The 26,192-nt window shown below is 68.2% G+C and carries 19 protein-coding genes and 1 pseudogene; 11 read left to right on the top strand and 9 right to left on the bottom strand.

What is annotated here, in order from left to right:
* Positions 1-14: 14 nt before the first annotated feature.
* From JVH1_RS19765 to JVH1_RS19755, 3 genes are all read right to left on the bottom strand, one after another.
* Positions 15-1,289, bottom strand: coding sequence for an ABC transporter substrate-binding protein (locus JVH1_RS19765; protein ID WP_009476451.1), 1,275 nt, complete (start codon positions 1,287-1,289; stop codon positions 15-17).
* Positions 1,290-1,448: 159 nt separating this feature from the next.
* The gene (locus tag JVH1_RS19760) at positions 1,449-2,522 is read right to left on the bottom strand and encodes an ABC transporter ATP-binding protein (protein ID WP_009476452.1); all 1,074 of its coding nucleotides are present in this window, start codon (positions 2,520-2,522) and stop codon (positions 1,449-1,451) included.
* A 344-nt stretch (positions 2,523-2,866) separates the two neighbouring features.
* Entirely contained in the window at positions 2,867-3,793 is a 927-nt protein-coding gene (locus JVH1_RS19755; RefSeq protein WP_043780122.1) for a sucrase ferredoxin, read from the bottom strand.
* Between the two features lie 62 nt (positions 3,794-3,855).
* Here JVH1_RS19755 and JVH1_RS19750 point away from each other — a divergent pair, with 62 nt between their 5' ends.
* The 3 genes from JVH1_RS19750 (at position 3,856) to JVH1_RS19740 (ending at position 6,237) form a co-directional block, all read left to right on the top strand.
* A complete protein-coding gene (locus JVH1_RS19750) occupies positions 3,856-4,824 on the top strand; it encodes an ABC transporter substrate-binding protein (protein WP_009476455.1) in 969 nt (322 codons plus the stop codon).
* Positions 4,825-4,897: 73 nt separating this feature from the next.
* A complete protein-coding gene (locus JVH1_RS19745; RefSeq protein ID WP_009476456.1) occupies positions 4,898-5,716 on the top strand; it encodes a DUF2786 domain-containing protein in 819 nt (272 codons plus the stop codon).
* On the top strand, positions 5,713-6,237 hold the full coding sequence (locus JVH1_RS19740; protein WP_043780125.1) for a TIGR04338 family metallohydrolase: 525 nt from the start codon (positions 5,713-5,715) through the stop codon (positions 6,235-6,237). Before JVH1_RS19745 ends, JVH1_RS19740 begins: the two co-directional genes overlap by 4 nt.
* Before the next feature lie 6 nt (positions 6,238-6,243).
* Here JVH1_RS19740 and JVH1_RS19735 read toward each other — a convergent pair whose 3' ends face one another.
* Positions 6,244-6,723 (bottom strand): nitroreductase family deazaflavin-dependent oxidoreductase, encoded by a 480-nt coding sequence (locus JVH1_RS19735; protein ID WP_043780127.1) that lies wholly within the window; start codon positions 6,721-6,723, stop codon positions 6,244-6,246.
* 236 nt (positions 6,724-6,959) lie between these two features.
* On the opposite strand from JVH1_RS19735, the gene JVH1_RS19730 reads away from it, so the two are divergent.
* A complete protein-coding gene (locus JVH1_RS19730; RefSeq protein ID WP_005264455.1) occupies positions 6,960-7,754 on the top strand; it encodes an LLM class F420-dependent oxidoreductase in 795 nt (264 codons plus the stop codon).
* Between the two features lie 68 nt (positions 7,755-7,822).
* Here the strand turns inward: JVH1_RS19730 and JVH1_RS19725 are convergent, their stop codons facing one another.
* On the bottom strand, positions 7,823-9,037 hold the full coding sequence (locus JVH1_RS19725) for an acetyl-CoA C-acetyltransferase (protein ID WP_371113006.1): 1,215 nt from the start codon (positions 9,035-9,037) through the stop codon (positions 7,823-7,825).
* 255 nt (positions 9,038-9,292) lie between these two features.
* On the opposite strand from JVH1_RS19725, the gene JVH1_RS19720 reads away from it, so the two are divergent.
* The 5 genes and pseudogenes from JVH1_RS19720 to JVH1_RS19700 form a co-directional block, all read left to right on the top strand.
* Positions 9,293-10,759: a class I adenylate-forming enzyme family protein gene (locus JVH1_RS19720; protein ID WP_009476460.1), complete on the top strand. Its 1,467-nt coding sequence runs from the start codon at positions 9,293-9,295 to the stop codon at positions 10,757-10,759.
* 64 nt (positions 10,760-10,823) lie between these two features.
* Positions 10,824-12,644 carry a DUF3556 domain-containing protein gene (locus JVH1_RS19715; RefSeq protein WP_009476461.1) on the top strand — a complete coding sequence of 607 codons (1,821 nt, stop codon included), beginning with the start codon at positions 10,824-10,826 and terminating at the stop codon, positions 12,642-12,644.
* A complete protein-coding gene (locus tag JVH1_RS19710) occupies positions 12,641-14,074 on the top strand; it encodes an NAD(P)/FAD-dependent oxidoreductase (RefSeq protein WP_009476462.1) in 1,434 nt (477 codons plus the stop codon). Before JVH1_RS19715 ends, JVH1_RS19710 begins: the two co-directional genes overlap by 4 nt.
* Complete coding sequence (locus JVH1_RS19705; RefSeq protein WP_009476463.1) at positions 14,071-15,384, top strand: CdaR family transcriptional regulator; 1,314 nt, start codon at positions 14,071-14,073, stop codon at positions 15,382-15,384. The genes JVH1_RS19710 and JVH1_RS19705 overlap by 4 nt, the downstream gene beginning before the upstream one ends.
* A 58-nt stretch (positions 15,385-15,442) precedes the next feature.
* Positions 15,443-16,103 (top strand): annotated as a pseudogene (locus tag JVH1_RS19700) (DMT family transporter); the annotation flags it as partial.
* 43 nt (positions 16,104-16,146) lie between these two features.
* Here the strand turns inward: JVH1_RS19700 and JVH1_RS19695 are convergent.
* Genes JVH1_RS19695 through JVH1_RS19685 form a run of 3 tightly spaced genes read right to left on the bottom strand, consistent with a single transcriptional unit; the run spans position 16,147 to position 20,021 of the window.
* Positions 16,147-17,838 (bottom strand): acyl-CoA dehydrogenase family protein, encoded by a 1,692-nt coding sequence (locus JVH1_RS19695; RefSeq protein WP_009476467.1) that lies wholly within the window; start codon positions 17,836-17,838, stop codon positions 16,147-16,149.
* An 18-nt stretch (positions 17,839-17,856) separates the two neighbouring features.
* Positions 17,857-19,362 (bottom strand): class I adenylate-forming enzyme family protein, encoded by a 1,506-nt coding sequence (locus JVH1_RS19690; protein WP_009476468.1) that lies wholly within the window; start codon positions 19,360-19,362, stop codon positions 17,857-17,859.
* 23 nt (positions 19,363-19,385) lie between these two features.
* The gene (locus tag JVH1_RS19685) at positions 19,386-20,021 is read right to left on the bottom strand and encodes a TetR/AcrR family transcriptional regulator C-terminal domain-containing protein (RefSeq protein ID WP_009476469.1); all 636 of its coding nucleotides are present in this window, start codon (positions 20,019-20,021) and stop codon (positions 19,386-19,388) included.
* Between the two features lie 133 nt (positions 20,022-20,154).
* On the opposite strand from JVH1_RS19685, the gene JVH1_RS19680 reads away from it, so the two are divergent.
* Both JVH1_RS19680 and JVH1_RS19675 read left to right on the top strand, forming a co-directional pair.
* On the top strand, positions 20,155-21,966 hold the full coding sequence (locus JVH1_RS19680; protein ID WP_009476470.1) for an ABC transporter substrate-binding protein/permease: 1,812 nt from the start codon (positions 20,155-20,157) through the stop codon (positions 21,964-21,966).
* A gap of 4 nt (positions 21,967-21,970) precedes the next feature.
* The gene (locus JVH1_RS19675) at positions 21,971-22,696 is read left to right on the top strand and encodes an amino acid ABC transporter ATP-binding protein (protein WP_005249317.1); all 726 of its coding nucleotides are present in this window, start codon (positions 21,971-21,973) and stop codon (positions 22,694-22,696) included.
* Between the two features lie 68 nt (positions 22,697-22,764).
* Here JVH1_RS19675 and JVH1_RS19670 read toward each other — a convergent pair whose 3' ends face one another.
* Complete coding sequence (locus JVH1_RS19670) at positions 22,765-26,157, bottom strand: NAD-glutamate dehydrogenase domain-containing protein (RefSeq protein ID WP_009476471.1); 3,393 nt, start codon at positions 26,155-26,157, stop codon at positions 22,765-22,767.
* Positions 26,158-26,192: the final 35 nt, after the last annotated feature.

Genomic DNA, 26,192 nt, shown 5'->3' with positions numbered 1-26,192 from the left:
TTCACTCCTGTGCTCTACGAGCCTGCGGACTGGATGCCGGACTGCATGTCCGTGATCGCCTGATCCACCGACTTCTCACCCTTGATGGCAGCGTAGGCGTTGTCCTGCACTGCCTTCGACACAGCGGGGTAGTACGGGGTGACCGGACGGGGGACGGCGTTCTCGATCGACACCTTCAGCGTCGGCATGAACGGGTAGGCCGCGATGATCTCCGGGTCGTCGTACAGTGCGGCGCGGACCGGGGGCAACGAGCCCAGCGCGATGATCCGCTGCGCCTGTTCACCCTGCAGGAAGGTGAGGAAGTCGCGGGCCGTCGCCTTGTTCTCGGAGTACGCGCTGATGGCCGCGTTGTAGCCACCGAGGGTCGAGGCGCCGATGCCGTCCTTGCCGGGCAGCGGGGCGACCGCGAACTTGCCCTTGACCGCGGACGAATCCTTGTCGGCGGTGCCGTACACGTACGGCCAGTTGCGCAGGAACAGCGCCTTGCCGTCCTCGAACGCCTTCTGGCTCTCGGGCTCCTTGAACGTGGTGTCCTGGGCCGGGATGTCACCGTTCTTGAAGTTGTCGACCAGCACCTGCAGGCCGGCGCGGGCCTCGGGGCTGTCGACGGTCGGGGTCTTGCCGTCCTCGCCGACGAACGAGCCGCCGTACGCGTTGATGACCTCGGCGGTGTTCACCGTCAGGCCCTCGTACGGTGCGAACTGACCGGCGTAGCAGTCGATGTTGTTGGTCTTCGCGACCTCACACGCGGCGGCCAGCTCGGCCCACGTCTTCGGTGCCGCGGGCAGCAGGTCGCTGCGGTAGTACAGCAGGCCGCCGTTGGTGTTCTTCGGCGCCGCGTACTGGGTGCCGTTGTAGGTGGCGCTGTCGACCGTGGCGGGGAGGATTCCGGTGTTGTCCACCGCGAACTCGCCGGTCAGCGGCTGCAGCCAGCCCTTGGCCGCGAACTCCGCGGTCCAGGGGACGTCGAGTGCGACGACGTCGTAGTCGGACTGCTTGGCCTGCAGGTGCTGGACCAGGTCGTCGTGCGCCTGATCGGCGTCGTTCGACTGCTCCTTGAACGTCACCTGCTCGTCCGGGTGCTCGGCGTTCCACGCGTCGATGATCTGGCGGACGACACCGGTCTCGGTGGTGTCCTTGCCCTCGACGTACGTGATGGGTCCGCGACCGTCGAGGTTCTCCGACGTGGAGTCGCTGCCGCTGTCGCTCGAGCAAGCGGTGAGCGTGACCAGCGAGGCAGCGGTGGCAAACACCGCGGCGCGCCGGACCGCTCTCGAAATCTGAACCATGGAGTCTCCCCGTAGGTAGATGTGGATGAACCCGTTACCGGCACGACTGAACTCGCGGCACCGGCGCGGTGTCGGAACATACTGTGGCATGGAACACCGCAGAAGTCCGGCATTACCCCCGACCTGAATCGGTCAGGAACCGCTCCGGCCACCGCCGGATCAGCTCAGCCGGTAGCCCTCGGACGCCGAGAACAGGTGCACCTGGGACGGGTCGACGTGCAGTTTCACCAGGTCACCCTTGCGGGGCGGGTTCCGCCAATCGGCACGGGCCACCAACTGCTGCGTCTCCCCGTTGACGGTGCTGCGGCCGTAGATGTAGGCGTCGGATCCGAGTTCCTCCACCACCGCGACCTCCATCGGAATGCCGGTGGTCGACAGTTCCAGGTGTTCGGGGCGGATCCCGACGACCACCTGACGTTCGTCGCTGTCCGAGCGCAGCTGCCGGGGCAGCGGGATGGTCGCGTCGCCGAGCACGACCCCGTCGGGGGTGATCGGCAGCGTGAAGAGGTTCATCGACGGCGACCCCATGAAGCCGGCGACGAACACGTTGGCGGGCCGGTTGTAGAGGTCGCGGGGCGACGCACACTGCTGCAGCACCCCGTCCTTCAGCACCGCAACCCGGTCGCCCATCGTCATGGCCTCGACCTGGTCGTGCGTCACGTACACCATGGTCGTCTCGAGCCGGCGCTGCAGCTGCGCGATCTGCGTGCGTGTCTGCACGCGGAGCTTGGCGTCGAGGTTGGACAACGGCTCGTCCATCAGGAACACCTGCGGCTGCCGGACGATGGCGCGTCCCATCGCGACGCGCTGCCGCTGACCGCCGGACAGTGCCTTCGGCTTGCGGTCCAGGTACGGCTCGAGGTCGAGGAGCTTCGCCGTCTCCTCGACCCGCGTGCGGATGTCGTCCTTCGCGGCGCCGGCGAGCTTGAGCGCGAAACCCATGTTCTCGGCCACCGACATGTGCGGGTACAGCGCATAGTTCTGAAACACCATCGCGATGTCGCGTTCCTTGGGTTCCTGGGTGGTGACGTCGCGGTCCCCGATGAGGATCCGGCCGCTGTGGACGTCCTCGAGCCCGGCCAGCATCCGCAGCGACGTCGACTTGCCGCAGCCGGACGGGCCGACGAGGACCAGGAACTCACCGTCCTCGATCTTCAGGTCGAGCGTATCGACGGCCGGTTTGTCCGAGCCGGGGAACAGGCAGGTGGCACCGTCATAGGTCACTGTGGCCATGAACGTCGAAGTCCCTTCTACCCGGCGCCGCGCACAGGTGCGTGAGAATGTACCTGTTGACGCACTTTCTCACTCACCGCTGGGTCGGTGGATGATCGGTTCGCACAACCGCCGTCAGGCCTCGTCGCGAAGCCGCCGATGACAATTCGGCCGAATTACCCTCGGTCCGAATCATGTTGGCGGCATTCATGTACAGGTTTCTCCACAGCTGGGGATGAATGTGCCGATGAATCGGGGCGGTGAATTCCGCGTGAACGCCACGAGTCGCCGGCGCAACCGCAACGAGACCTCCTGCCGCAAGAGGCGCTTCGCGCCCGTGCGCGGTTGAGGAGTCTCTGGACTCGTCAAGCGCGCACGGGTGGCGGAGCCGCCTCGAACCGGTCCGGGCTGTCCACGACACCCGCGCTGCAGGCGGTCAGGCGGGGTTCGTCGCGGGTCGTGCGCACCCGGACCCGGTCGGTGCCGTCCGGGTGCCGGACCAGGACGTCGGTGTCGCCGTCCGCGCGTGGGACCGCCGACAGCGGGATCACGTCGTCGAGTCCGAGCAGCGACCGCTCGGCCCGCACGGTGTGCTCGGCGAATTGCAGCACCGGGTCGTCGGTGCACCGGCCGCGGTAATGCTCGAGCACCACCCGTCCGCGATCGTGTTCGGCGACAATGTGTTCCGCGGACTCCGCGGTGACCCGGCCGTAGTAGATGCCCGACGGCAGGCACACCACGGTCGCGGCGAACCGGTCGCCGCCGACGTGCGTCGACTCCCAGACCCGTCCGTCGCGGTGGCCGAGACCGGTGACGACGGGGCGTCCGAACGACGCGCAGCAGGCGTCCTTCTTGCCGTGGGTGCAGACGAGGAACAGCGATTCGGTGGGGTCGAGACGTTCCCCGACTCCGGGTAGCAGGTCGATGGCGAGGTCGAGGTCCAGCAGCTCCCGGTCCTCGCGCACCAGCAGTCGCTCCGCCCAGCCGTCGGCTCGTCCGGGACGCACGAGGTAGACGTGACGTCCCGCGGCGACGTCGCGGCGCTCTCGGGTGCGGATCAGCACCGGACGCACCCCCGCGTCGGCGCACAGGGTGGCGAGCGCGTCGCCGAGGACCGGGTCGAGGCGGCTCTGCCGGAGCCGGTCGCGGCCCCACGGTCCGGGTTGCTCGATCAGCAGCCAGCCGTGCACCCGGGGCGCAGTGCCGCACAACGGCTCCTGGAGTGACCGGGAGAGCGCCGCGCAGGCCGGTGGCGTCCACCCCTCGGGCGACGTCGTCGTCTGCACGCTCACGCAGCAGACTGTATAAGGTTAGGTTCGCCTATCTTCTACCCCCTTCGAGATTGAGGTCCAGGATGCGTTCAGCCACGTGCTCCCCGAATGTCACCGACGCCCAATGGCAGGAGATCGTCGACGCCCTCACGCGACGCGAATTCGGGGCCGGACTGGGAGCAGCCGCACTGGCCGCACTCACCGCGGCATGCGCGCGACCCGACGCCGCAACCGGAAGCGACAGCGGCGCCCAGCGCACCGTCACCCACGCCATGGGCACGACGACGGTGAGCAACAGGCCCAGTCGCATCGTCGCCCTCGACAGCCTACCCATCGACACCGTCGTCACGCTCGGGAAGACACCGGTCGGCGCTGCTCAGGCCGGTTCCGCCGACGCACTGCCCGCCTACCTGGGCGGCGGACTGGACAGCACCACCGTCGTCGGGTCGATCGCCGAACCGAACCTCGAGGCGATCGCCGCGCTGCAGCCCGACCTCATCCTCAGCAGCAAGCAGCGGCACGGCGACCTGTACGACGCGCTGTCCGCGATCGCGCCCACCGTCTTCTCGGTGTCGCCCGCGGTCGACTGGCAGGGGACGCTGCGGCTGTTCGCCGAGGCCATGGGTGAGACGGAAGCAGCCGAGCAGAAGCTGTCGGCCTTCCACGCCCGCGCCGCCGCGTTGAGCGAAACCAACCGGGGCCGCACCGCGCACGTCATCCGCGTGATGGACGACGGTCTGCGCCTGCACGGACCCGGCACGTTCTCCGGTTCCGTGCTGACCGCGGCCGGCTACACCATCACCGGGCAACCGTGGGACGCGAAGAACGACATGTCCGAGATCTCGCTCGAGAACGTCGCCCAGATCGACTCCGACATCGCGTTCGTCGCGAACACGTCCGCACCGGGAGAGCTGGGGATCGACCCCGTCCTCATCGGGCAGATGGGGCCGTCACGACGCGACGGCGTCCGCCAGACCGACTACCGGGTGTGGATCACCGGCATCGGCCTCACCGGCGCAAACCTGATCCTCGACGACCTCGAGCGACTGTAGGCGGCTTCGCCGCCCGTGCGCGGTTGAGGAGTGTCACGACTCGTTAACCGCGCACGGGGGCTAGCCTGCCTTGGTGAGTTCCGACAAGATGCTGACCCGCATCGGTGGGCTCCTCCGGCAGGCGGAATCCACCGACAACCCGCACGAGGGCGAGGCCTTCATGGCCGCCGCCCAGCGGCTCGCCACCGCCTCCTCGATCGACCTCGCGGTCGCGCGCGCACACGCGGCAGGCAGGGAGAAGCGGGCCACTCCCACGCAGCGCCTGATCACGATCGGCGAACCGGGCAAGAAGGGTCTGCGGACGTACGCGCAACTATTCCTGGTGATCGCCGCCGCCAACGACGTCCAGTGCGACATCGCCCAGACGTCGGCCGTCATCTACGCGTACGGGTTCGCCGGCGACATCGACGTCTGCGAGGCCCTGTACGCGAGCCTGCTGATCCAGATGGTCCGGGCATCCGACGCCTACATCAAGTCGGGGGAGTACCGCGGCGAGACGACGGTGCGGACGCAGGTCGAGAAGCGCGGACGCCGCCGCGTCGCGACACGGGTGCGACGCCCCGTCGCCGGTGTCACCGCCCGGTTGAACTTCCAGCTCGCCTACGCCGCGCGGATCGGGCAGCGCCTCGCCGACGCCAAGAAGGAGACCGAGGAGCAGGCGGTGTCCGTGCCGGAGTCGTCGGCGGAGACGGCGCTGGTCCTGCGCGACAAGCAGCTCGAGCTGAAGGACTACTATTCGGAGAACTCGCAGGCCCGCGGCACGTGGCGCGGAGGCCGGGCGTCCGCCGGACATTCGTCGAGCGCCCGCCGGGCCGGCGACCGCGCCGCCCGGACTGCACGCCTGAGCAACTCACCCGAACTGTCGACCGCCCGCAAGCAGATCCCGTCGTGAAGCGGCCCCGCGACACCCAGCGGACCGCCGTGTACGACGCGGAAGCCCTCGTGCGCACCATGTTCGACCGCGCCGACGAGCGCGGGCTGCGCGTCGTCGACGTGATGGGGTCGCAGGTGACGCTGCCGGTGGAACGCAAGTTTGCGTCGATCGACTCGGTACAGGACTACGTGGACCGGGTGCTCGCCCTGAACTGGGTGCGGTCCACGTGGACGCGGGCGGCCACGCCGGTTCACGTCCGCGCGCGGTCGGGTAACAAGGCCGCCCACTACGAAAGCGATTGCGCGACAATCGCGGTCCCCGAGCATCGAAACGGCAACGCCTGGGCGTTCCGCGAACTGGTGGTGCTCCACGAGGTGGCCCATCACCTGGATCCGTCCGACCCCGAGTACCCGACGGTCGCCCCGCACGGACCGGAGTACGTGGACCGCTACCTCACCCTGGTCGGGGAGATCATCGGTCCCGAGGCGGCATTCGTCCTGCGGACCATGCTCCTCGCGGGCGGGGTGCGGCTGAGCTGATGTGCCTCAGGCGCGGGGATGCAGCCGGACGAAGCGGATCTCACGGCCGGCCGCCCGGAAGTCGGCCGCGCTGCCGTCGACGTCGAAGCCCATGCCCCGGGCGATCCGCATTCCGAGTTTCGGATGCTCCGACCCGTAGTGCGCCATGAAGTCCGCACCGGTTTCGGGATCGAGGAATTCGGCTGTGACGGACAGTCGCCGGCGGCCCACCTGAATCCTCGCGTTCGGCTGCGCGCGCAGGTTCCGGTACCAATCGGACTTGGGACCGAACCCCGCGGCCAGCACGTAGCCGTCGCCGACGGCGTCGTGGTTGACCACCTCGAGCACGACCTGCCGCCGGGCGCCGGTCTTGCGCCCGACGTGTTCGAGGAGCAGGAATCGGCCGTCGAGGAGAACGCCGAGGTGGACGTGGTAGAGGTAGATCGGCGCGCGAAAGAACGCCCGCCGGATGCCGGTGGGCGGGTCAGGCCTCTGCGTGACCTTCACACACCCAGTCTTCCAGTCCGCCGTGTGGTCGGGTGGTGATGCGTCCTCGTCCGTTTCGAAGACGATGGGCGGAAGGTGCGCCGACAACCGGGTGAATGTACCGCTTGGCGCATCTGGGGCGCCGGACGGTACATTCGCCCGCTCAGATCGTCCGCTCGGCGGGTTCGTTGTGCGCCCGACCGTCGCGCGAGCACTATGGATCGAGAAGGCCCAACGTCTACTCCGAGGAGCCACGAATGACTCGTCCAGTTCGCATCGGTGTCCAACTTCAGCCGCAGCACGCGCCCGACTACGGGCTGATCCGCGACGCGGTACTGCGCGCCGAGGACGCAGGCGTCGACATCGTCTTCAACTGGGACCACTTCTATCCGCTGTACGGCGACCCGGCCGGCGCCCACTTCGAGTGCTGGACGATGCTCGGGGCGTTCGCCGAGCAGACGGAGCGGGTGGAGATCGGCGCGCTCGTCACGTGTGCCGGCTATCGGAACCCGGATCTGCTCGCCGACATGGCCCGCACCGTCGACCACATCAGCGGCGGACGGCTGATCCTGGGCATCGGCTCGGGCTGGTTCGAGCGCGACTACGACGAGTACGGCTACGAATTCGGTACCGCGGGGTCGCGGCTGAACCTGCTCGCCGAGTACCTTCCACGGATCACCGCCCGGTTCGGCAAGCTGGAACCCGCACCCACCCGGCACATTCCGATCCTCATCGGCGGTGGCGGCGAGAAGAAGACGCTGCCGCTGGTCGGGCAATACGGCGACATCTGGCACAGCTTCAGCGACATGGACACGTACAAACGTAAGTCGGGGATCCTCGCCGGATACGCACGGGATGCCGGACGCAGCCCCGACAGCATCCAGCACTCCACGTCGTGGCCGGGGGTCGACGACGCGGCAGCCCACGTCGACGCCGGCGTCACCCTCTTCACCGTCGGTGTGGGCGGTCCCGACTACGACCTCGGCACGCTGAAGGAGGCCATCGCCTGGCGCGACGAGAACACCCCGCCGCCGCTGTCGGGCCTGGCCTAGGCGCTTCGCGCCCGTGAGCGGTTAACGAGTCTCTGCACTCGTCAACCACGCACGGGCGGCGGAGCCGCCTACAGTCGCTCGAGCACCATCGCCATGCCCTGTCCGCCTCCGACGCACATGGTTTCGAGGCCGAACTGCTTGTCGTGGGTGGTCAGGTTGTTGAGCAGCGTCGCGGTGATGCGGGCACCGGTCATGCCGAACGGGTGACCGAGGGCGATGGCGCCACCGGACACGTTGAGCTTGTCCTCGTCGATGTTCAGCTCCCGCGCCGACCCGATCACCTGGACCGCGAACGCCTCGTTGATCTCGACGAGGTCGATGTCGGAGATGCCCAGTCCCGCGATCGCGAGGGCACGCTTGGACGCCTCGATCGGCCCGAGTCCCATGATCTCCGGCGACAGACCGGACACCCCGGTGGACACGATCCGGGCCAGCGGGGTCAGCCCCAGTTCCTTGGCCTTGGTGTCGGACATGATCACCAGGGCGGCGGCACCGTCGTTGAGCGGGCACGCGTTGCCGGCGGTGACGGTGCCGTCCGGGCGGAACACCGGCTTCAGCTGGCTGACGGCCTCGTAGGTGGTGCCGGCGCGGGGGCCGTCGTCCTTCGTCACGACGGTGCCGTCGGGCAGGGTCACCGGGGTGATCTCCCGCTCGAAGAAACCGGCGCCTATGGCCGCCTCGGCGCGGTTCTGCGAGCGCACCGCCCACCGGTCCTGCTCTTCGCGGGTGATGCCGGTGATCTGCGCGACGTTCTCGGCGGTCTGGCCCATCGCGATGTAGGTGTCGGGAACCAGCCCCTCCTTGCGGGGGTCGACCCACTGCTGGCCACCCTGGGCGAGCTTCTCGGTGCGGGTCTGCGCGTCGGCGTACAGCGGGTTCTGGGTGTCGGGCAGCGAGTCGGAGTTGCCCGCGGTGAACCGGGAGACGGTCTCGACGCCGGCGGAGATGAAGACGTCCCCCTCACCGGCCTTGATGGCGTGCAGTGCCATGCGGGTGGTCTGCAGCGACGACGAACAGTACCGGGTGATGGTGGTGCCGGGGATGAAGTCGTAGCCGAGCTGGACCGCGACGTTGCGGCCCATGTTGAACCCCTGCTCGCCGCCGGGCAGGCCGCAGCCCAGGATGAGGTCGTTGATGTCGGTGGGGTCGAGGGCGGGCACCTTGTCGAGTGCCGCCTGGACCATCTGCGCGGCGAGGTCGTCGGGGCGCATGCCCTTGAGCGATCCCTTCATGGCGCGACCGATCGGGGACCGGGCGATGGAGACGATGACGGCCTCGGGCATGGGTAACTCCTACCGATTGACGTGGTGGACGGCAGTCGGTGCGGACCTGCAGCCCCTCAGTTCTAAGCATATGCTTATTTTCTAAGCGTTTGCATATATTGACCACGTCTGCGGTGCGGTGTCAACCCCCGGACACCAGCCGTTGTGCTCAACCGACAACGAACCGATCGAACTCGAGCCCCTGAGGCCGTTTCTTGTACGAAACCCCGTCGATAGTGTTGTGGATCACACCACAACGAAAGGGCGGACGAAATCGTGTCGCACATCGGCTATTTCGCTTGGGACCTCGCCGCACAGCGCGGAGATGCGCCCTGCCTGCGCGACGACCGACTCGAACTGACCTACGCACAGTTCGCGGAGCGGGTGGACGCCTTCGCCGCACAGTTGTCCGAGAACGGTATCGGCCGTGGCGACGTCGTCGCGATCATGCTGCCGAACCGCACGGAACTGCTCATCGCCCTGATGGCCTCCTGGCGGATCGGTGCGGCCGCGACCCCGGTCAATCCCACGTTCACCGTCAGCGAGGCGGAGTACCAAATCGACGACGCCACAGCGGTTCTCGTTGTCAACGAGGGACCCGGCGCACCGACCGGTGGACGTCCCGTGATCGCCGTCGACGACATGGCGACCATCCCCGACCCTGCCTGGGCACCCGGCACCACCGCCTGCGGAGACGACCTCGCGTTGCTCATCTACACGTCCGGGTCGACCGGACGGCCCAAGGGCGTGATGCTCACCCACGACAACCTGCAGGTCATGAGTTCCTCGATGGTGCAGCATTTCTCACTGACCGCCGACGACCACTGCCTCCTGATCCTCCCGCTGTTCCACGTCAACGCGATCTGCGTCAGCTTCCTGACCCCGATGCTCGCCGGCGGTCAGCTGAGCGTCACCGGACGCTTCTCACCGGCCCGGTTCTTCGACGACGTCGCCCGCCTGCGGCCGACGTACTTCTCCGCCGTCCCGACCATCTATGCCCTCCTGGTCTCCCAGGACACCGTCGGCGACACCTCCTCGCTGCGCTTCGCGGTCTGCGGGGCCGCCCCGATCTCCAAGGAACTCCTCGAGCACGCCGAGCAGCGTTTCGGACTCGTCATCGTCGAGGGCTACGGGCTGACGGAGGGCACCTGCGCGTCCGCGTGCAACCCCCCGGACGGCCTTCGCAAGCTGGGCACCGTCGGCCCCGCACTGCCGGGGCAGACCATCGCGATCGTCGACGAGTCCGGGGCACCGGTGCCGGCGGGGGCAGTCGGTGAGGTGGTGATCCGGGGCGCGAACGTGATGCGCGGCTACCTCGGCCGCCCCGACGAAACGGAACACACCGTCGTCGACGGCTGGTTGCACACCGGCGACGTCGGCCGACTCGACGAGGACGGCTACCTCACCCTCGTCGATCGCATCAAGGACATGATCATCCGCGGCGGGGAGAACATCTACCCCAAGGAGATCGAGAACGCTCTCGCCACTCACGACGACGTCCTCGAGGCGGCCGTGATCGGAGCCCCGCACGACGTGTACGGCGAGGTGCCGGTGGCATACGTCGTCACCTACCCGGAGACCGCCGTCACCGACGTCCTCCTGGCCGAACACCTCGGAAGCCGGCTCACGAAAGTCAAACTGCCGGTGGCTATTCACATCGTCGACGCGCTGCCCCGCAACCCCGTCGGCAAGATCGACAAACCGGGACTGCGGAGTCGCCATCGGCCTGCCGCCGTCCGCTGATCCAGTAACACCCCACACCTCGGGACGCACCCGAGGCGATGCCCCCTACCCTCAGGAGCCTTCCATGGGATTCAAGACCGGGAACTTCCCCGAAGTCGACCCCTCCACCTTCCTCGACCTCCCGTTCCGCGACCGCCTGCGCGCCATGTCGACCCATTGGGTCGACTACGGTTTCGGAACCCCGAAGATGGTGCACACCATCTACATTCTCAAACTGCTCGTCCTCTACCTCGGCGTCGGTTTGACGTTGGCGACGTTCACATCCGGCCTGAACGTCCTCGACGTCGGTGGCTGGTGGAACGAGCCGATCATCTACCAGAAGCTGATCCTGTGGACGGTGCTGCTCGAAGCGGTGGGTCTCGCCGGTTCGTGGGGTCCGCTCGCCGGCCACTTCAAGCCGATGACCGGCGGCATACTGTACTGGCTGCGCCCCGGGACCATCCGGCTCCCACCGTGGCCGGGGAAGGTGCCGCTCACCTCGGGCGACACCCGCACCGTCGGCGACGTCCTGATCTACGCGGCCCTGCTGGTCAACATCGTTGTTGCGCTGATACTTCCGGGCGTGCACACGTCGTCGATCGACGCGGCCATCACCGACAACTCCGGACTCGTCCGCCCCGCGGTGCTGTTTCCGCTGATCGCGCTGCTGGTGCTGATCGGTCTGCGCGACAAGGTCATCTTCATCGCGGCCCGCAGCGAGCAGTACCTGCCCGCGATCGTGTTCTTCGGTGTCCTTCCGTTCGTAGACATGATCGTCGCGCTGAAGCTGCTGATCGTCTCGGTGTGGGTCGGGGCGGGCGTCTCCAAGCTCGGACACCACTTCTCGATGGTGGTGCCGCCGATGCTGAGCAACACCCCGTGGATGCCGTTCAAGAAGATCAAGCGCGCCCACTACCGCAACTTCCCCGAGGACCTGCGGCCGTCGATCGTCGCCGGTGGCGTGGCCCACGTGCTCGGGACGGTCGTGGAGGTGGTGACCCCGCTGGTGCTGCTGTTCTCCACCAACCGCACGCTGACGCTGCTCGCGGTCGTGCTGATGGTCGCGTTCCACCTGTTCATCCTGTCCACGTTCCCGCTGGCGGTGCCGCTCGAGTGGAACCTGCTGTTCGCCTACGCGTCGATTTTCCTGTTCCTCGGATTCCCCGCCTGGGACGGATACGGCGTCGCCGACATGTCATCGGTGTGGCTGACCGCGGTGATCGTCGCCGCCCTGGTGTTCTTCCCGATCCTCGGCAACCTGCGCCCCGACCTGGTTTCGTTCCTGCCGTCGATGCGTCAGTACGCAGGCAACTGGGCGTCCGCCACCTGGGCCTTCGCGCCGGGCGCCGAGGAGAAGCTCGACGAGCACATCATCCGTCCCACCAAGAACACGCGCACCCAGCTGCTGGCCACCTACCCGCCCGAGGTCGCGGACGTCGTGATGCACCAACTGCTCGGCTGGCGGTCGATGCACAGCCAGGGACGGGCCTTGTTCTCGTTGATGATGCGCCACCTCGGCGACGACATCGACACCTACTCGCTGCGCGAGGCCGAGTTCAGCTGCAACTCGCTGGTGGCGTTCAACTTCGGTGACGGTCACCTGCACAACGAGTTCCTGATCGCCGCACTCCAGCGGCGCTGCAACTTCGCGCCCGGCGAGTTCGTCGTCGCCTGGATCGAATCGCAGCCCATCCACAAGGGCACTCAGCAGTACAAGGTGATCGACGCCGCGCTCGGTGTCATCGAGCGGGGAACGTACAGGGTGTCCGCCGCGATCAACGAACAGCCGTGGCTGCCGAACGGTCCCATTCCGTTCGACGTGCAGTGGACACTGGACGGAGACGGCTCGAACGTGCGGACGCGGGAGGCGAAGATGCAGAAGACAGATCTGGTGGTGCGGCCGTGACCACCGCAGTCGTGGTCGGCAGCGGGCCCAACGGGCTCGCTGCCGCGGTCCACCTCGCCCGGCACGGCGTCGACGTCCAGGTCCTCGAGGCCGCCGACACCATCGGCGGCGGCACCCGCTCCGGCGAACTCACCGTCCCCGGACTGCTGCACGACGAGTGCTCCGCGTTCCACCCGATGGGTGCCGGGTCGCCGTATCTGCAGACCCTCGACCTCGGCCGGTACGGCTTGACGTGGAAGTGGCCGGAGATCGACTGCGCCCACCCCCTCGACTCCGGTGAGGCGGGATTGCTGCACTGGTCGGTCGCGGCCACCGCCGCCGGACTCGGCGACGACGGCGCGCGCTGGCAGCGCATGTTCGGCGGACTCGCCGACGGCTTCGACGACCTCGCCGCCGACCTCATGCGTCCGATCGCGAACGTGCCCCGGCACCCGCTGCGGCTCGCGAGCTTCGGACCCCGGGCTCTGCTCCCGGCCGCGGTGACCGCCCGCTGGTGGCGCACCGACAAGGCCCGAGCCCTGTTCGGCGGTGCCGCCGCCCACGCCTACTACCGCCTCGACCGGCCCGCGACGTCCGCGGTCGGGATGATGATCATCGCCGCCGGGCACCGCTACGGGTGGCCGGTCGCCGAGGGCGGATCGCAGTCGATCGCCGGAGCACTCGCTGCCCTGCTGACCGACCGGGGCGGCAAGATCACCACCGGTGTCCACGTCCGCGAGTGGAACGAACTCCCGCCCGCCGACGTCGTCCTGCTGGACGTCGCGCCGTCCGCCGCGCTCGGCATCCTGGGCGCCCGCCTGCCCGACCGGGTGGCCCGTGCGTACCGGCGATTCAAGCACGCGCCCGCCGCGTTCAAGGTCGACTTCGCCATCCAGGGCGGGGTGCCGTGGGCCGATCCCGAATGCGGACGCGCCGGAACCGTCCACCTGGGTGGCAGTTTCGCCGAGATCGCGGCCGCTGAGCGTGACGTCGCGGCGGGGCGGATGCCGGAGCGGCCGTTCGTGCTCCTCGGTCAGCAGTACCTCGCCGATCCCGGTCGGTCGAACGGCGATCTGCATCCGCTGTACGCGTACGCCCATGTCCCGCACGGGTACACGGGCGACGCGACGGAGGCGATCGCCGCGCAGATCGAGCGATTCGCGCCCGGCTTCCGGGAGCGCATCGTCGCCACGGTCAGCAGCGGACCGGCGCGTCTGGCCGCGTCGAATCCCAATTACGTCGGTGGCGACATCATCGGCGGCGCCAACACCGAAACGCAGGTGGTGCTGCGTCCGCGCATCGCCCTCGACCCGTACAGCACCGGGATCCCCGGCACGTACCTGTGTTCGGCCTCCACACCGCCCGGCGCCGGGGCACACGGGATGTGCGGATACAACGCGGCGCAATCGGCTCTGCGCTATCTGCGAAAGGGAGGAGGGGACGTGTTGTGAGCAGTCCCGCCCCCGGCGACCGCGGCGCCGGTGCCAGGCGCCGCATGGCGCGGGTGCCCGCGATGGCGGAGGCCGAGGTCCTCGACATCGTCGCCGGCGTCGCCCGGAAACTCGATGCGCGGCAGGCGGAGATCACCCGCACGATGAGCGCGCTGCTCGCACACGAGATCGACCAACTCGACGAAGACCCGCAACTCGTCGAACTGCTCGAGGCGAGCGTGAACGGCAACGTCTCGACGATCGTGCACGTCCTCGCCAACGACATTCCCGTCGACCACTTGCAGCCCACCACCGCCGCCGTGGAGTATGCGCTGCGACTGGCGCAACGCGACGTGTCGTCGAACTCGCTGGTCCGCGCGTACCACATGGGCCAGGACGACCTCATCAAGATCTGCTACGACGAAGTCAGCGCCCTCCAACTGTCCGGACCGCTGACCCTCGCTGTGCTCAAACATATTTCGGAGGTCGTGTACAGCTACATCGACTGGATCACCCTCTACGTGTTCGACGCCTACGAGCAGGAACGCCGGCGGTGGCTGGGTGCCCGCGGCAACGTCCACTCGTCGACCATCCACACCCTCCTCACCGGAACCGGCAACGACGGGTCCGCGTTCGAGGCCGAGACCCACTACCGGCTCGAGCAGACGCATGTCGCGATGATCCTGTGGTCCACCGGTTCCGACACCGAGGCGAGCCTCAACGCACTCGACCACTACGTCCGGGACCTCGCCCACCACCTCGCCACCGACTCCGCGCCCATCGTCACCGCCATCGACCGCCGAACTCTGTGGGCCTGGCTGCCTTTCGGCCGCCGGAAGCCCATCCTCGACACCACCGAACTCGCCGCGGCCCTGCCCGCGAACCCGGGCATCCGGACTGCGATCGGCCTGGCCGCGTCCGGGATCGCGGGATTCCGGCGGTCGCACGAACAAGCGCACGCCGCCTACTCCGTCGCCACCGTGCCCAACACCCCGGCCCGGCCGATCGTCGGCTTCGGCGACCGCGGCGTCGCCGTCGTCTCGCTCCTCGCCGAGAACCTGGACTCCACCCGGGCCTGGGTGTGGGAGGTCCTCGGCCCACTCGCGGAGAACACCGAACAGGCCGCGACACTGCGGACCACGCTCAGCACCTACTTCGCGACCGGCGAAAGCCACCTCCACACCGCCCAGCAGATGAACCTCCACCGCAACACCGTCAAATACCGCATCACCAAAGCCCTCGGCGACCCTGCCACCGGCACGCACAGCAAGCTGGATCTCGCACTCGCCCTGCAGGTGTGCGAATTCCTCGGTCCGACGGTGCTGAAGTAGGCGCTTCGCGCCTGTGCGTGGTTGACGAGTCTCAGGACTCCTTAACCATGCACGGGCGGCGGAGCCGCGAGCGCAATGGATGCGTCTCGCTGTGGTGGCGGGTGGAATCGTCGTCGGCTTCCCGCTCCTCACGTCGTTCGCCCTGACGACTGCGCCCGCCAGTCACGGTGCCGTCGTCATCGCGCTGCTGCCGGCGGCGACCGCGGTCACGGCTGTTGTCCGCGGCAAAGAGCGTCCGCCGCTGTCGTTCTGGATCATGGCCGGGGGGGCGCGCTGCCGTCTGTCGTGTTCGCGTCCATGCAGGGCGGCGGGATCGGTCAGTTGCACTACTGCTGTTCGGTGCCGTCGTAGCCGCCGCGGTCGGATACGCCGAAGGCGGCCTCCTCACCCGCGAACTCGGCGCATGGCAGACGGTGTCCTGGGCTCTGATGGTCGCCGCGCCGCTGATGATCGCCCTGACAGTCATTTCGGCGATCCGGCAGCCGCCAACCGGGTCACCGATCGAGTGGGCGGCGTTCGCCTACCTGGGCGTGGTGAGCACGTTCCTCGGATTCTTCGCCTGGTACCGCGGGCTCGCGATCGGGCCGATGGCACAGGTCAGCCAGGTCCAACTGGTCCAACCCGTGCAGACCATCTCCTGGGCGGCCCTGCTGCTGCGTGAACAACTCACCTGGGCCACCGTCCGAGTTCGAGGGCGCTTCGCGCCCGTGCGCGGTTGAGGAGTCCAGAGACTCGTCAACCACGCACGGGCGGCGGAGCCGCCTACGCCCGACCGAGGATGGACCCGAGGTCGGCGGACGTGGAGAGGGTGCCGTATTCGTGAGTACGGTCCGGGCCCAGGCGGGCATCGATGAAGGCGTCGGCGACGGCGGCTGGTGAGAAGCGGGTCAGTAGCGACGCCTGAAGTGCGAGGGCCATCGATTCGACGACGGTGCGGGCGCGCAACTGTGCGCGGGCCGAGTCCTCGGTGGCGAGTTCGCCGAGCTGACGACGGACCCGGTCGAGGTGCTCGTCCAGCACCGCGTTGCTGCCGCGAGCCAGGTTCACCTCGGCATCGAATGCGGCGACGCTGTCGGGTTCGCGGGTCATCGCGCGCAGGACGTCGAGGGCGATGACGTTGCCCGACCCCTCCCACACGGCCATGACGGGCTGCTCCCGGTAGCGGCGGGCGAGCGGGAAGTCCTCGGTGTACCCGTTGCCGCCCAGGCATTCCAGTGCCTCGTACGCGTGGTGCGGGCCGCGCTTGCAGATCCAGTACTTCGCGACCGCGGTCGCGAGCCGACGGAAGCTGCGTTCCTGCTCGCTCGCGTCCTCGTCGTGGGCGCGGGCGAGGCGCAGGGCGGTGACGGTGGCCGCCTCCGACTCCAGCGCCAGGTCGGCCAGCACCGACGTCATCGCCGGCTGATCGGCCAGGACCTTCCCGAACGCCGAGCGGTGCCGGGCGTGCCACACCGCCTCCGCGACGGACTGCCGCATGCCCGCGGTGCTGCCGAGCACGCAGTCGAGGCGGGTGCGTGCGACCATCTCGATGATGGTGCGGACGCCGCGCCCCGGTTCGCCGACCATGACGCCGACGGTGCCGTCGAGTTCGATCTCGGACGACGCGTTGGACTTGTTGCCCAGCTTGTTCTTCAGCCGCTGGATGCGGAAGACGTTGCGGGTGCCGTCCGGGAGGATGCGGGGCAGCAGGAAGCACGAGAGCCCGTCGCCACCTGCACCTTCCGCCTGTGCGAGGACGAGGAACGCATCGGACATCGGGGCGGAGCAGAACCACTTGTGCCCGGTCAGCAGGTAGTCGGCGCCGGGGCCGCCGCGTCCGGCGGGTTTCGCGACGGTGGTGTTGGCCCGGACGTCGGAGCCGCCCTGCTTCTCCGTCATGGACATGCCGAAGATCGCGGACGCCTTGCCGGGTGCGTCGAGTTCGGGGGTGTAGCTGCGGGACAGTGCGCGCGGCTTCCAGATCGCGGCGACGTCGGGTTGCAGGTCGAGGGAGGGGATGACGGCGTTGGTCATCGAGATCGGGCAGGAGTGTCCGGGCTCGATCTGCGCGAACATCATGAATGCCGCTGCGCGCGCAACGTTCGCGCCGGGCTTCGGGTCGGCCCAGGCCGACGTGTGCGCCCCGTGCGCGACGGCCGCGGAGATGATCCGGTGATACGCGGGGTGGTATTCGACCTCGTCGATCCGGTTGCCCCAGCGGTCGAACGTCTTCAGTTCGGGAATGATCGTGTTGGCGAGTTCGGCGTCGTGCTGGAATGTGGCGCTGCCGACGAGTGCGCCGATGTCGGTGAGTTCGCCGGTGGCCCAGTCGGCATCGTGGCGGCGAACCCCCTCGGACAGCACCGTGTCGAGGGTGAACTCGTTGACGTCGGTGCGGGGCACCGACTGGTTGAGCACGGTGTGCGTCCGGTGGGGTGCGGGATGGGTGACGTTCGTTTCGGAAAAAGTAGTCATGGCAGTGTCTTTCGTGAGTCAGCTCGCGGAGCGGATCAGGTGCTTCTGGATCTTGCCGGTGGGGGTGCGGGGCAGCACGGTGACGAACACGTAGTCGCGGGGAATCTTGTAGCGCGCCAGCTTGTCCGACAGGTAGTCGCGGATGTCGTCGGCACCCACGACGTCCGGTTCGCGCCACACGACGTGCGCGACGACGGTCTCACCCCACTCGGGGTGCGGCCGGCCCACCACCGCGACGTCCACGACGTCGGGATGGCCGGAGATGGCGTCCTCGACTTCCTTGGAATAGACGTTCTCGCCGCCGGTGATGATCATGTCTTTCGCCCGGTCGACGATGAAGAGGTAGCCGTCGTCGTCCTTGCGTGCGAGATCGCCTGTGCGGTACCAGCCGCCGTCGGCGAACACGGCTGCGGTGGCGGCGGGATCGTCGAGGTAGCCCTGCATCACGGTCTCGGTGCGTAGCCAGATCTCGCCGATCTCCCCGGCGGGCACGTCGGCGCCGTCGGGGCCGGCCAGGCGCATATCGACGCCGGCGAGCGCCGCCCGGCCGATCGAACCGGCCTTCGCGAGCTGTTCCTCCGGGTAGAGGACGGCCCCGACGGGACCCGTCTCCGTCATCCCGTACACCTGGTAGAAGCGGGTGGTCCGGTACGACTCGACGAGTCGGCGCGCCACGTCGGCGCCGATCGGGCCGCCGCCGTAGAGCCAGGCACGGACGCTGGACAGGTCGTAGTCGGCGAAGTCCGGCACCGCATTCAATGCCGTGGTGTAGATGACCGGCGGACCGAAGCACAGCGTGATGCGTTGCTGCTGTACCGCTTCCAGGAAGTGGACGGGGTGGTACTCGCGGACGAGCACGACGGTGCCGCCCATGTAGAGCGTCGCCATCAGCCAGTTGTTGAGCGGCGACGCGTGCCAGATCGGGACGGCCATCAGTAGTCGCTCGTCGCGGGTGATCGACAGACCGAGGGCCGCCGTAGTCGCCACGAGCACGACGTTGCGGTGGCTGTGCACGCAGCCCTTGGGCGCGCCGGTGGTGCCGGACGTGTAGAGGATTTCCGCGGGGTCGTTCTCGTCGAGGTCGATGCCGTCGATGCCGTCCAGGTCCGCGATCGCGTCGTCGAAGAAGGTGTGGCCCGCCACGGCGGTGTCGGTGGACAGCAGCTGCACCGGCGTCTCGAGCCGCTCGATCACGGGTGCGAGTTCGCCGTCGAAGACGCACACCTTCACCCGCGCGTGCCGCAGGATGTAGTCGACCTCGGGTGCCTGCATCTTGTGGTTGACCGGCACCACCACCGCGCCGATGCGCCAGGCGCCGAGCATCGCGTAGACGAATCCGGGGGTGTTGAAGCACATGAGAGCGACGCGGTCGCCGTGCTCGACCCCCAGTGTCCGCAGCAGGGCGGCGGCCCGGCGGCTACCGTCCTGCACGGAACCATACGTATGGTCGCGGCCCTGGAAATGGAGAAACGCCTTGTCGGGCGTCTTCCGGACGTTGCTGTCGAATACGCGAACGATGTTCATCGCGCTCCTTGGAGAAGAGAAGTTCAGTCGATGGAGGTGTTGCGGACGGCCTCGGGGATCTGCAGGTTCGCGAAGATGACGGCGACGGCCTCCTCGAGCGAGTAGCCGAAGCTCTCACCGGTGGCGGTCTTCTGGATCACCAGTCCGAAGATCGCCGACCAGAACGCCTTCGATTCGACGTCGATGCCGGCGCGCAGTTGCCACCCGGTTCGCATCAGGGTGCGGATCAGCGCGACCTCGCCCGACGAGTGCAGAGTGCGGAGGGTGTCGGTGATGAGATCGCGCAGTTCGCTGCGACGTCCCGTCATCAGCATCGCCGACGTGAAGAGTTCGACGCTGGGGGCGCCGGGTCCGAGCAGGGAGCCGACGAGTTTCTCCGTGTAGTCGCCGACGGTCTCCGCGGTGGCCGCGTCGTCCTCGGCCCGCTTGCCGGCGCGCAGCACGGCAGCACACGCGACCTCGACGAAGAGTCGTTCCTTGGAACCGTAGTAATAGGTGACCTGGTTGGGGTGCGCCCCGGCGGCGGCGCAGATCTGCGTGATCGGAACGCCCTCGCCATGCTCGAGAAACAGTTCGGTGGCGGCGGTGAACAGGGCGTCGCGGGTCTGACGACCGGACTCCCGGGTGGCTCGCGCTGCTCGGCCCGTCTGCGGCACCATGACTGCTCCTACTTGTTTGTATGACAAACAATAACTCGACTTTGTTTGTATGACAAACAAGGAGAGTGACGGGCGTCGCCCCCGACGTCCTCCGACCCCGGAAATACCGACTGCCAGGGTTACGCTGCTCACCATGTTTTCTTCCGTCGGAGCGAAGATCCGTGTGGTGGTGGCGCTACTGCTCACCGCCCTGCTGGCGCTGACCCTGTCGTCGTGTTCGAGTGACGGGGAAACGTCCGGGGCGGCACCGCAGGATCTGTGTTCGCCACCCGGCGTGGGCGCGGCCACCGCCGCCCCGACCAACCTCGCCGCCGCAGGCGCCGCGGCCGAGGACCGCTACACGACGCCGTCGACCACCCCGGTCGACCAGATCGACGCGTCGAAGCTGAACCTCATCACCCCCGGCGTGCTCACCGTCGGCACGCTGTCCGACGCGCCGCCGAGCATCTGCGTGAACTCGGAGAACCAGTTCACCGGTTACGACAACGAACTGCTGAAGGCCGTTGCCGACAAGCTGGGCCTGCGCGTCGACTTCGTCGGCACCGAGTTCGCCGGACTGCTCGCCCAGGTGGCCGGGCGCCGCTTCGACGTCGGATCCTCCTCCATCACGACGACGGACGAGCGCCGCAACACCGTCGGCTTCACCAACGGCTACGACTTCGGCTACTTCTCCCTCGTCGTTCCCAACGGCGGTCCGATCCAGGGCTTCGACGACCTGACCGAGACCACTCGGATCGGCGTCGTCCAGGGCACCGTCCAGGACGACTACGTCGTGAACACGCTGAAGCTGAACCCGGTGAAGTTCCCCGACTACGCCACCGCCTACGCGAACCTGAAGTCCGGGCAGATCGACGCCTGGGTGGCGCCGTCGCAGCAGGCCGAGGGTGCCATCGCGCCGGGCGATCCCACGTCGATCGTCGAGAACACCTTCAGCGTCAACAACTTCGTGGGCTGGGCCGTCAACAAGGAGAACCAGCCGCTCATCGACGCCCTCAACTCCGGGCTCGACGCCGTCATCGCCGACGGCACCTGGGCGCAGCTGTACTCCGACTGGGTGCCCCGCGAACTGCCCGAGGGCTGGAAGCCCGGCAGCAAGTCGGCACCGGTGCCCGACCTGCCCGACTTCGCCGCGCTCGCCGCCCAGAACGCACAGAACACGACCGAAACCCCCGTCGCGGAGCCCAAGTCGACACTCCAGCAGCTGAAGGACACGTTCTTCAACTGGGACCTCTACACCCGGGCGTTCCCCGATCTGCTCAAGACCGGTCTGCCGAACACGTTGATCCTCGCGCTGGCGTCGGGCGTCGTCGGCACCGTCCTCGGCATGCTGCTCGCGATGGCAGGGATCTCCCGCACCCGCTGGCTCCGCTGGCCCGCCCGCATCTACACGGACGTGTTCCGCGGACTGCCCGCCGTCGTCATCATCCTCATCGTCGGCCTCGGCGCCGGACCCATCGTCAAGGGACTCACCGGCAACAACCCGTACTGGCTCGGTGCCGCCGCGCTGTCACTGCTCGCGTCCGCATACATCGGTGAGATCTTCCGGTCCGGCATCCAGAGCGTCGAACCCGGACAGCTCGAAGCGTCCCGGGCGCTCGGCTTCAGCTACCGGAAGTCGATGACGCTCGTCGTCGTCCCGCAGGGTGTGCGACGGGTGCTGCCCGCGCTGATGAACCAGTTCATCTCCCTCATCAAGGACTCGTCGCTGATCTACTTCCTCGGCCTGCTCGTCAGCCAGCGGGAACTGTTCGCCGTCGGCCGCGACCTCAACGCCCAGACCGGCAACCTGTCGCCGCTCGTCGCCGCCGGCCTGTTCTACCTGGCGATGACGATTCCGCTGACCCACCTCGTCAACTACATCGACAACCGTCTGCGCACCGGCCGCGCCGACACGTCCGGCACGCTCGACCCGGTGGAACAGTCCATCGTCGTGGAAAGGGGATAAGGCGATGGCCGTCTCTCTCACTGGCACCGACCTGCATCTCGCATTCGGCACCAACAAGGTGCTCCGCGGCGTCGACCTCCACGTCGACGCGGGCGACACCGTCACCGTGATCGGACCGTCCGGCTCCGGAAAGTCCACCCTGCTGCGGGTCCTCAACCGGCTGCACGAACCCGATCAGGGCGACGTCCTCCTCGACGGCAAGTCGGTGCTGAAGGACAACCCGGACAAGCTGCGGCAGCGCATCGGCATGGTGTTCCAGCACTTCAACCTGTTCCCGCACAAGACCGTCGTCGACAACATCGCCCTCGGCCCCCGCAAGCTCAAAGGGATGTCCAAGGACGAGGCGCGGTCGCTGGCGCTCGAACAGCTCGAACTCGTCGGGCTCGCCAACAAGGCCGACTCCCGGCCCGGCAACCTGTCGGGCGGGCAGCAGCAGCGCGTCGCGATCGCCCGCGCCCTCGCGATGAAGCCCGAGGTGATGTTCTTCGACGAGGCCACCTCGGCGCTCGACCCCGAGCTGGTGAAGGGCGTCCTCGCGCTGATGGCCGACCTCGCCAAGGGCGGCATGACGATGGTCGTCGTCACCCACGAAATGGGGTTCGCCCGCGAGGTCTCCGACACCGTGCTGTTCATGGATCACGGCGCCGTCGTCGAGACCGGGAAGCCGGACCAGCTGTTCGACAAGCCCGAAACCGAACGGCTGCAGCAATTCCTGTCCCAGGTACTCTAGGCCGCTCCGCGGCCTGTGCGTGGTTAACGAGTCCTGAGACTCCTTAACCACGCACGGGCGCGAAGCGCCTACCGCGTCATCGCCCGGATCCGCCTGGCCGCGACGGAGATCAGCGCCAGCGTGGGTTCGGTGGCGACCTCCGACTCGATCTCCGTCAGCAGTGCCCGCGCGCGGGCGAGCCGGGCGGCGTTGTGCTGTTCCCACTGGTCGACCTTGTCGGCCGCGTCCTCGCCGGGTTCGCTCACGGACAGCGCGTCGAGGGTGATGGCGCGCAGCGAGCTGTAGAGGTCGTCGCGCAGGGCCAGGCGGGCGAGGGCGTGCCAGCGGTCCAGCCGGGGGAGCGCCGTGACGGCGGTCAGCGCGGTGTTGATGTGCAGGTGCGCCGACAGCGCGAAGTACAGTTCGGCGACGTCCTCGGGACTGTGCTGTGAGATCTCCGCGATGTCCACGATGTCGAGGAGGCAGTACGTGTGCAGGAGGTCCGCCACGTCCGCGGCCAGCCCGGTCTCCGCCCCACGCGATGTGAGGGCCTCGGTGCGCCGCTCCACCGCGGTGATCTCGTCGCCCCGCAACCATTCCCGCACGCGTGGCCCGAGGTCGCGGACGACCGGACGGTAGCGGGCGATGGTGGCCTCGAGCGGCAGCGGTTGCGGCCGGTGCGTGGTCAGCCACCGCGACGCGCGGTCGATCAGTCGCTGGGTCTGCACCGTCAGTGCGTTCGTGCCGGCCGTCGGTGTGGTGTCGGCCGACGCCCGGATCCGCTCGAAAGTCGCTCCGAGGTCGAAGATCTCGGCGACCGCGGTGAAGGCGTTCACCGCCTCCGCGGAGTCGGCGCCCGTCTCCTCGCGCAGGCGGAAGGCGTACGTCATCCCCGCGCGGTCGACCATGTCGTTGACGACCGACGTCGTGACGATCTCCCGGCGCAGCGGATGCGCGGCGACCGTGTGCGCGAACTCGCGGCCGAGGCGCGGCGGGAAGTAGTTGTGCAGCCGGCCGGCGTAGACCCCGTTGTCGGGGAGGGTCGTGCCCGACACCTCGCTCTTGATGAATCGCTTGACCTGCGCGGTGAGCTGCGCCAACTCCGGGCTCGTCAGCCCCTTCTGCTCACGTTCGAGCGCGCCGAACTGCGCGGACGTCGGGAGCACGTCGATCGCGCGGTCCACGTGTCCGCGTCGTTCCAGGTCGTCGACCATGCGGGAGTGGAAGCTGACGAGGGTGCCGGCCTGCGCCCGGTTCAGGCTCATCATCTCGTTCTGGCTGCGGTTGTCGGCGAGGACGAGCCTGCTGACGTCGTCGGTCATGTCGGACAGCAACTCTCGCCGGTCCTGCGCGGTGAGGGTGTTGTCGGCGGTCGCGCCCGCCAGGGCGATCTTGATGTTGACCTCGTGGTCCGAGCAGTCGACGCCGGCCGAGTTGTCGAGCGCGTCGGTGTTGACGCGACCGCCGTTGCGCGCGTATTCGATTCGCCCGAGCTGGGTCAGCCCGAGGTTGCCGCCTTCGCCGACCACCCGGACCCGCAGTTCGGGCGCGTCGAGCCGGACCGCGTCGTTCGACTTGTCGCCGACGTCCGCGTGGCTCTCCGTCGTCGCCTTCACGTAGGTGCCGACCCCTCCGTTCCACAGCAGGTCGGCGGGCGCGCCGAGGACGGCCCGCACCAGTTCGACGGTGGTGAGGACCCGATCGTCGTCGATCCCGAGAACGCGCCGGGCCTGCGGTGTCAGCCGAACCGACTTCGCGGACCGGTCGACGATCATGGCGCCGTCACTGAGGACCGCCTTGTCGTAGTCCTTCCAGCTCGACCTGCCGAGCGCGAAGAGGCGTGCCCGCTCGTCCCACGACCGCTGCGGGTCGGGATCGGGGTCGATGAAGACGTGCCGATGGTCGAATGCGGCGAGCAGACGGATGTGCGGGCTGAGCAGCATCCCGTTTCCGAAGACGTCGCCGCTCATGTCGCCGATGCCGACGACGGTGAAGTCGTCGGTGCGCGTGTCGACGCCCATCTCGCGGAAGTGCTGCATGACGCTTTCCCACGCGCCGCGGGCGGTGATGCCCATCGCCTTGTGGTCGTAGCCGACGGATCCGCCGGACGCGAATCCGTCGCCGAGCCAGTATCCGCGCTCGAGCGCGATCGCGTTGGCGACGTCCGAGAACGCCGCTGTCCCTTTGTCTGCGGCGACCACGAGATAGGTGTCGTCGCCGTCGCGGCGGACGATGCCCTCCGGCGCGATCACCTGCCGGGTCGTGATGTCGAGGTTGTCCGTCATGTCGAGGAGGCTCGAGATGAATTCGCGGTAGCAGGAGATGCCCGCCGACGCCGTGGCCTCCCGGTCGGCGGCGGCGTCACCGGTCGGCGCGGGCGGGTTCTTGACGACGAAGCCGCCCTTCGCTCCCGCGGGGACGATGACGGCGTTCTTGACCGCCTGCGCCTTGACGAGTCCGAGGATCTCGGTGCGGAAGTCGTCGCGGCGATCCGACCACCGGATGCCGCCGCGGGCGACGTCGTCGAATCGCAGGTGCACGCCCTCCACCCGGGGCGAGTACACGTAGGCCTCGTATTTCGGCCGGGGCAGCGGCAATTCGTCGATCGACGCAGAGTCGAACTTGAACGCGAGAGCGCGCGCGGGCCGACGGTCATCGGCGTAGTAGGTGGTCCGGGTGGTCGCGCGGATCAGGGACAGCAGTGCCCGCAGGATCCGGTCGGCGTCGATCCCGGCGACGGCGTCGATCGCATCGACGATGCGGCCCTCGAGCGCGTCCTCCGCGGCGGCGTCGCGTTCGATACCCGGGTCGAGCCGAAGGGCGTGGAACTCGACGAGAAGTTGCGTGATTGCACTGTTGCTCAGCAGGACTCGTTCGACGTTGCTGCGGCTGTACGGGAGCCCAGCCTGACGCAGGTAGGCGGAGTACGCGCGGAGGACGGTCACCTGACGCCAGCCCAGCCCGGCATGCAGGACGAGCGCGTTGAACCCGTCGACCTCGGTCTCACCCGTCCACGCCGCCCGGAACGCGTCCGCGATCCGGCTGTCCCGGGTCACTCCGTGGCCGTCCGTCACGGCGACCAGATCGACGGTGAGGTCGTAGATCCAGGCACGGTGCCCGTCCGGGCGGGTCAGCGCGGCCGGACGTTCGTCGAGCGCGTTGACGCCGAGGCTGGACAGGATCGGCAGAACCTCGTTGAGCGGTGCGGGTTTCCCGACCGCGTAGATCTTGAGGTTCTCGTACGGTGCGGACGCCTCGGTGGTGGTGAACGTCAGCGCCACACTTTCGACGCCGAGGCGCTCCACCTCCGCGACATCGCGGATCGCCTGTGCCGGATCGGTTTCGGTGGCGTAGCTGATCGGCAGTGCGGACGCGTAGTGGCGCGCGACCGCGGTGTCGAGGCGATGCGGCTCCGTGAGCAGCGTGCTACGCCACAACTCGTGGGACCAGGGTGTGTCGAGTTCCGTGCCGATGCTGTTCATGACGATGGGGTGATCTCCTGTAGTGGGATCGGAGC

The organism is Rhodococcus sp. JVH1 (assembly GCF_000280725.2).
GTDB lineage: Bacteria > Actinomycetota > Actinomycetes > Mycobacteriales > Mycobacteriaceae > Rhodococcus_F > Rhodococcus_F jostii_A.
Note: the sequence above shows the minus strand (reverse complement) of the source record. Positions and strands in the feature narration are given on the sequence as shown.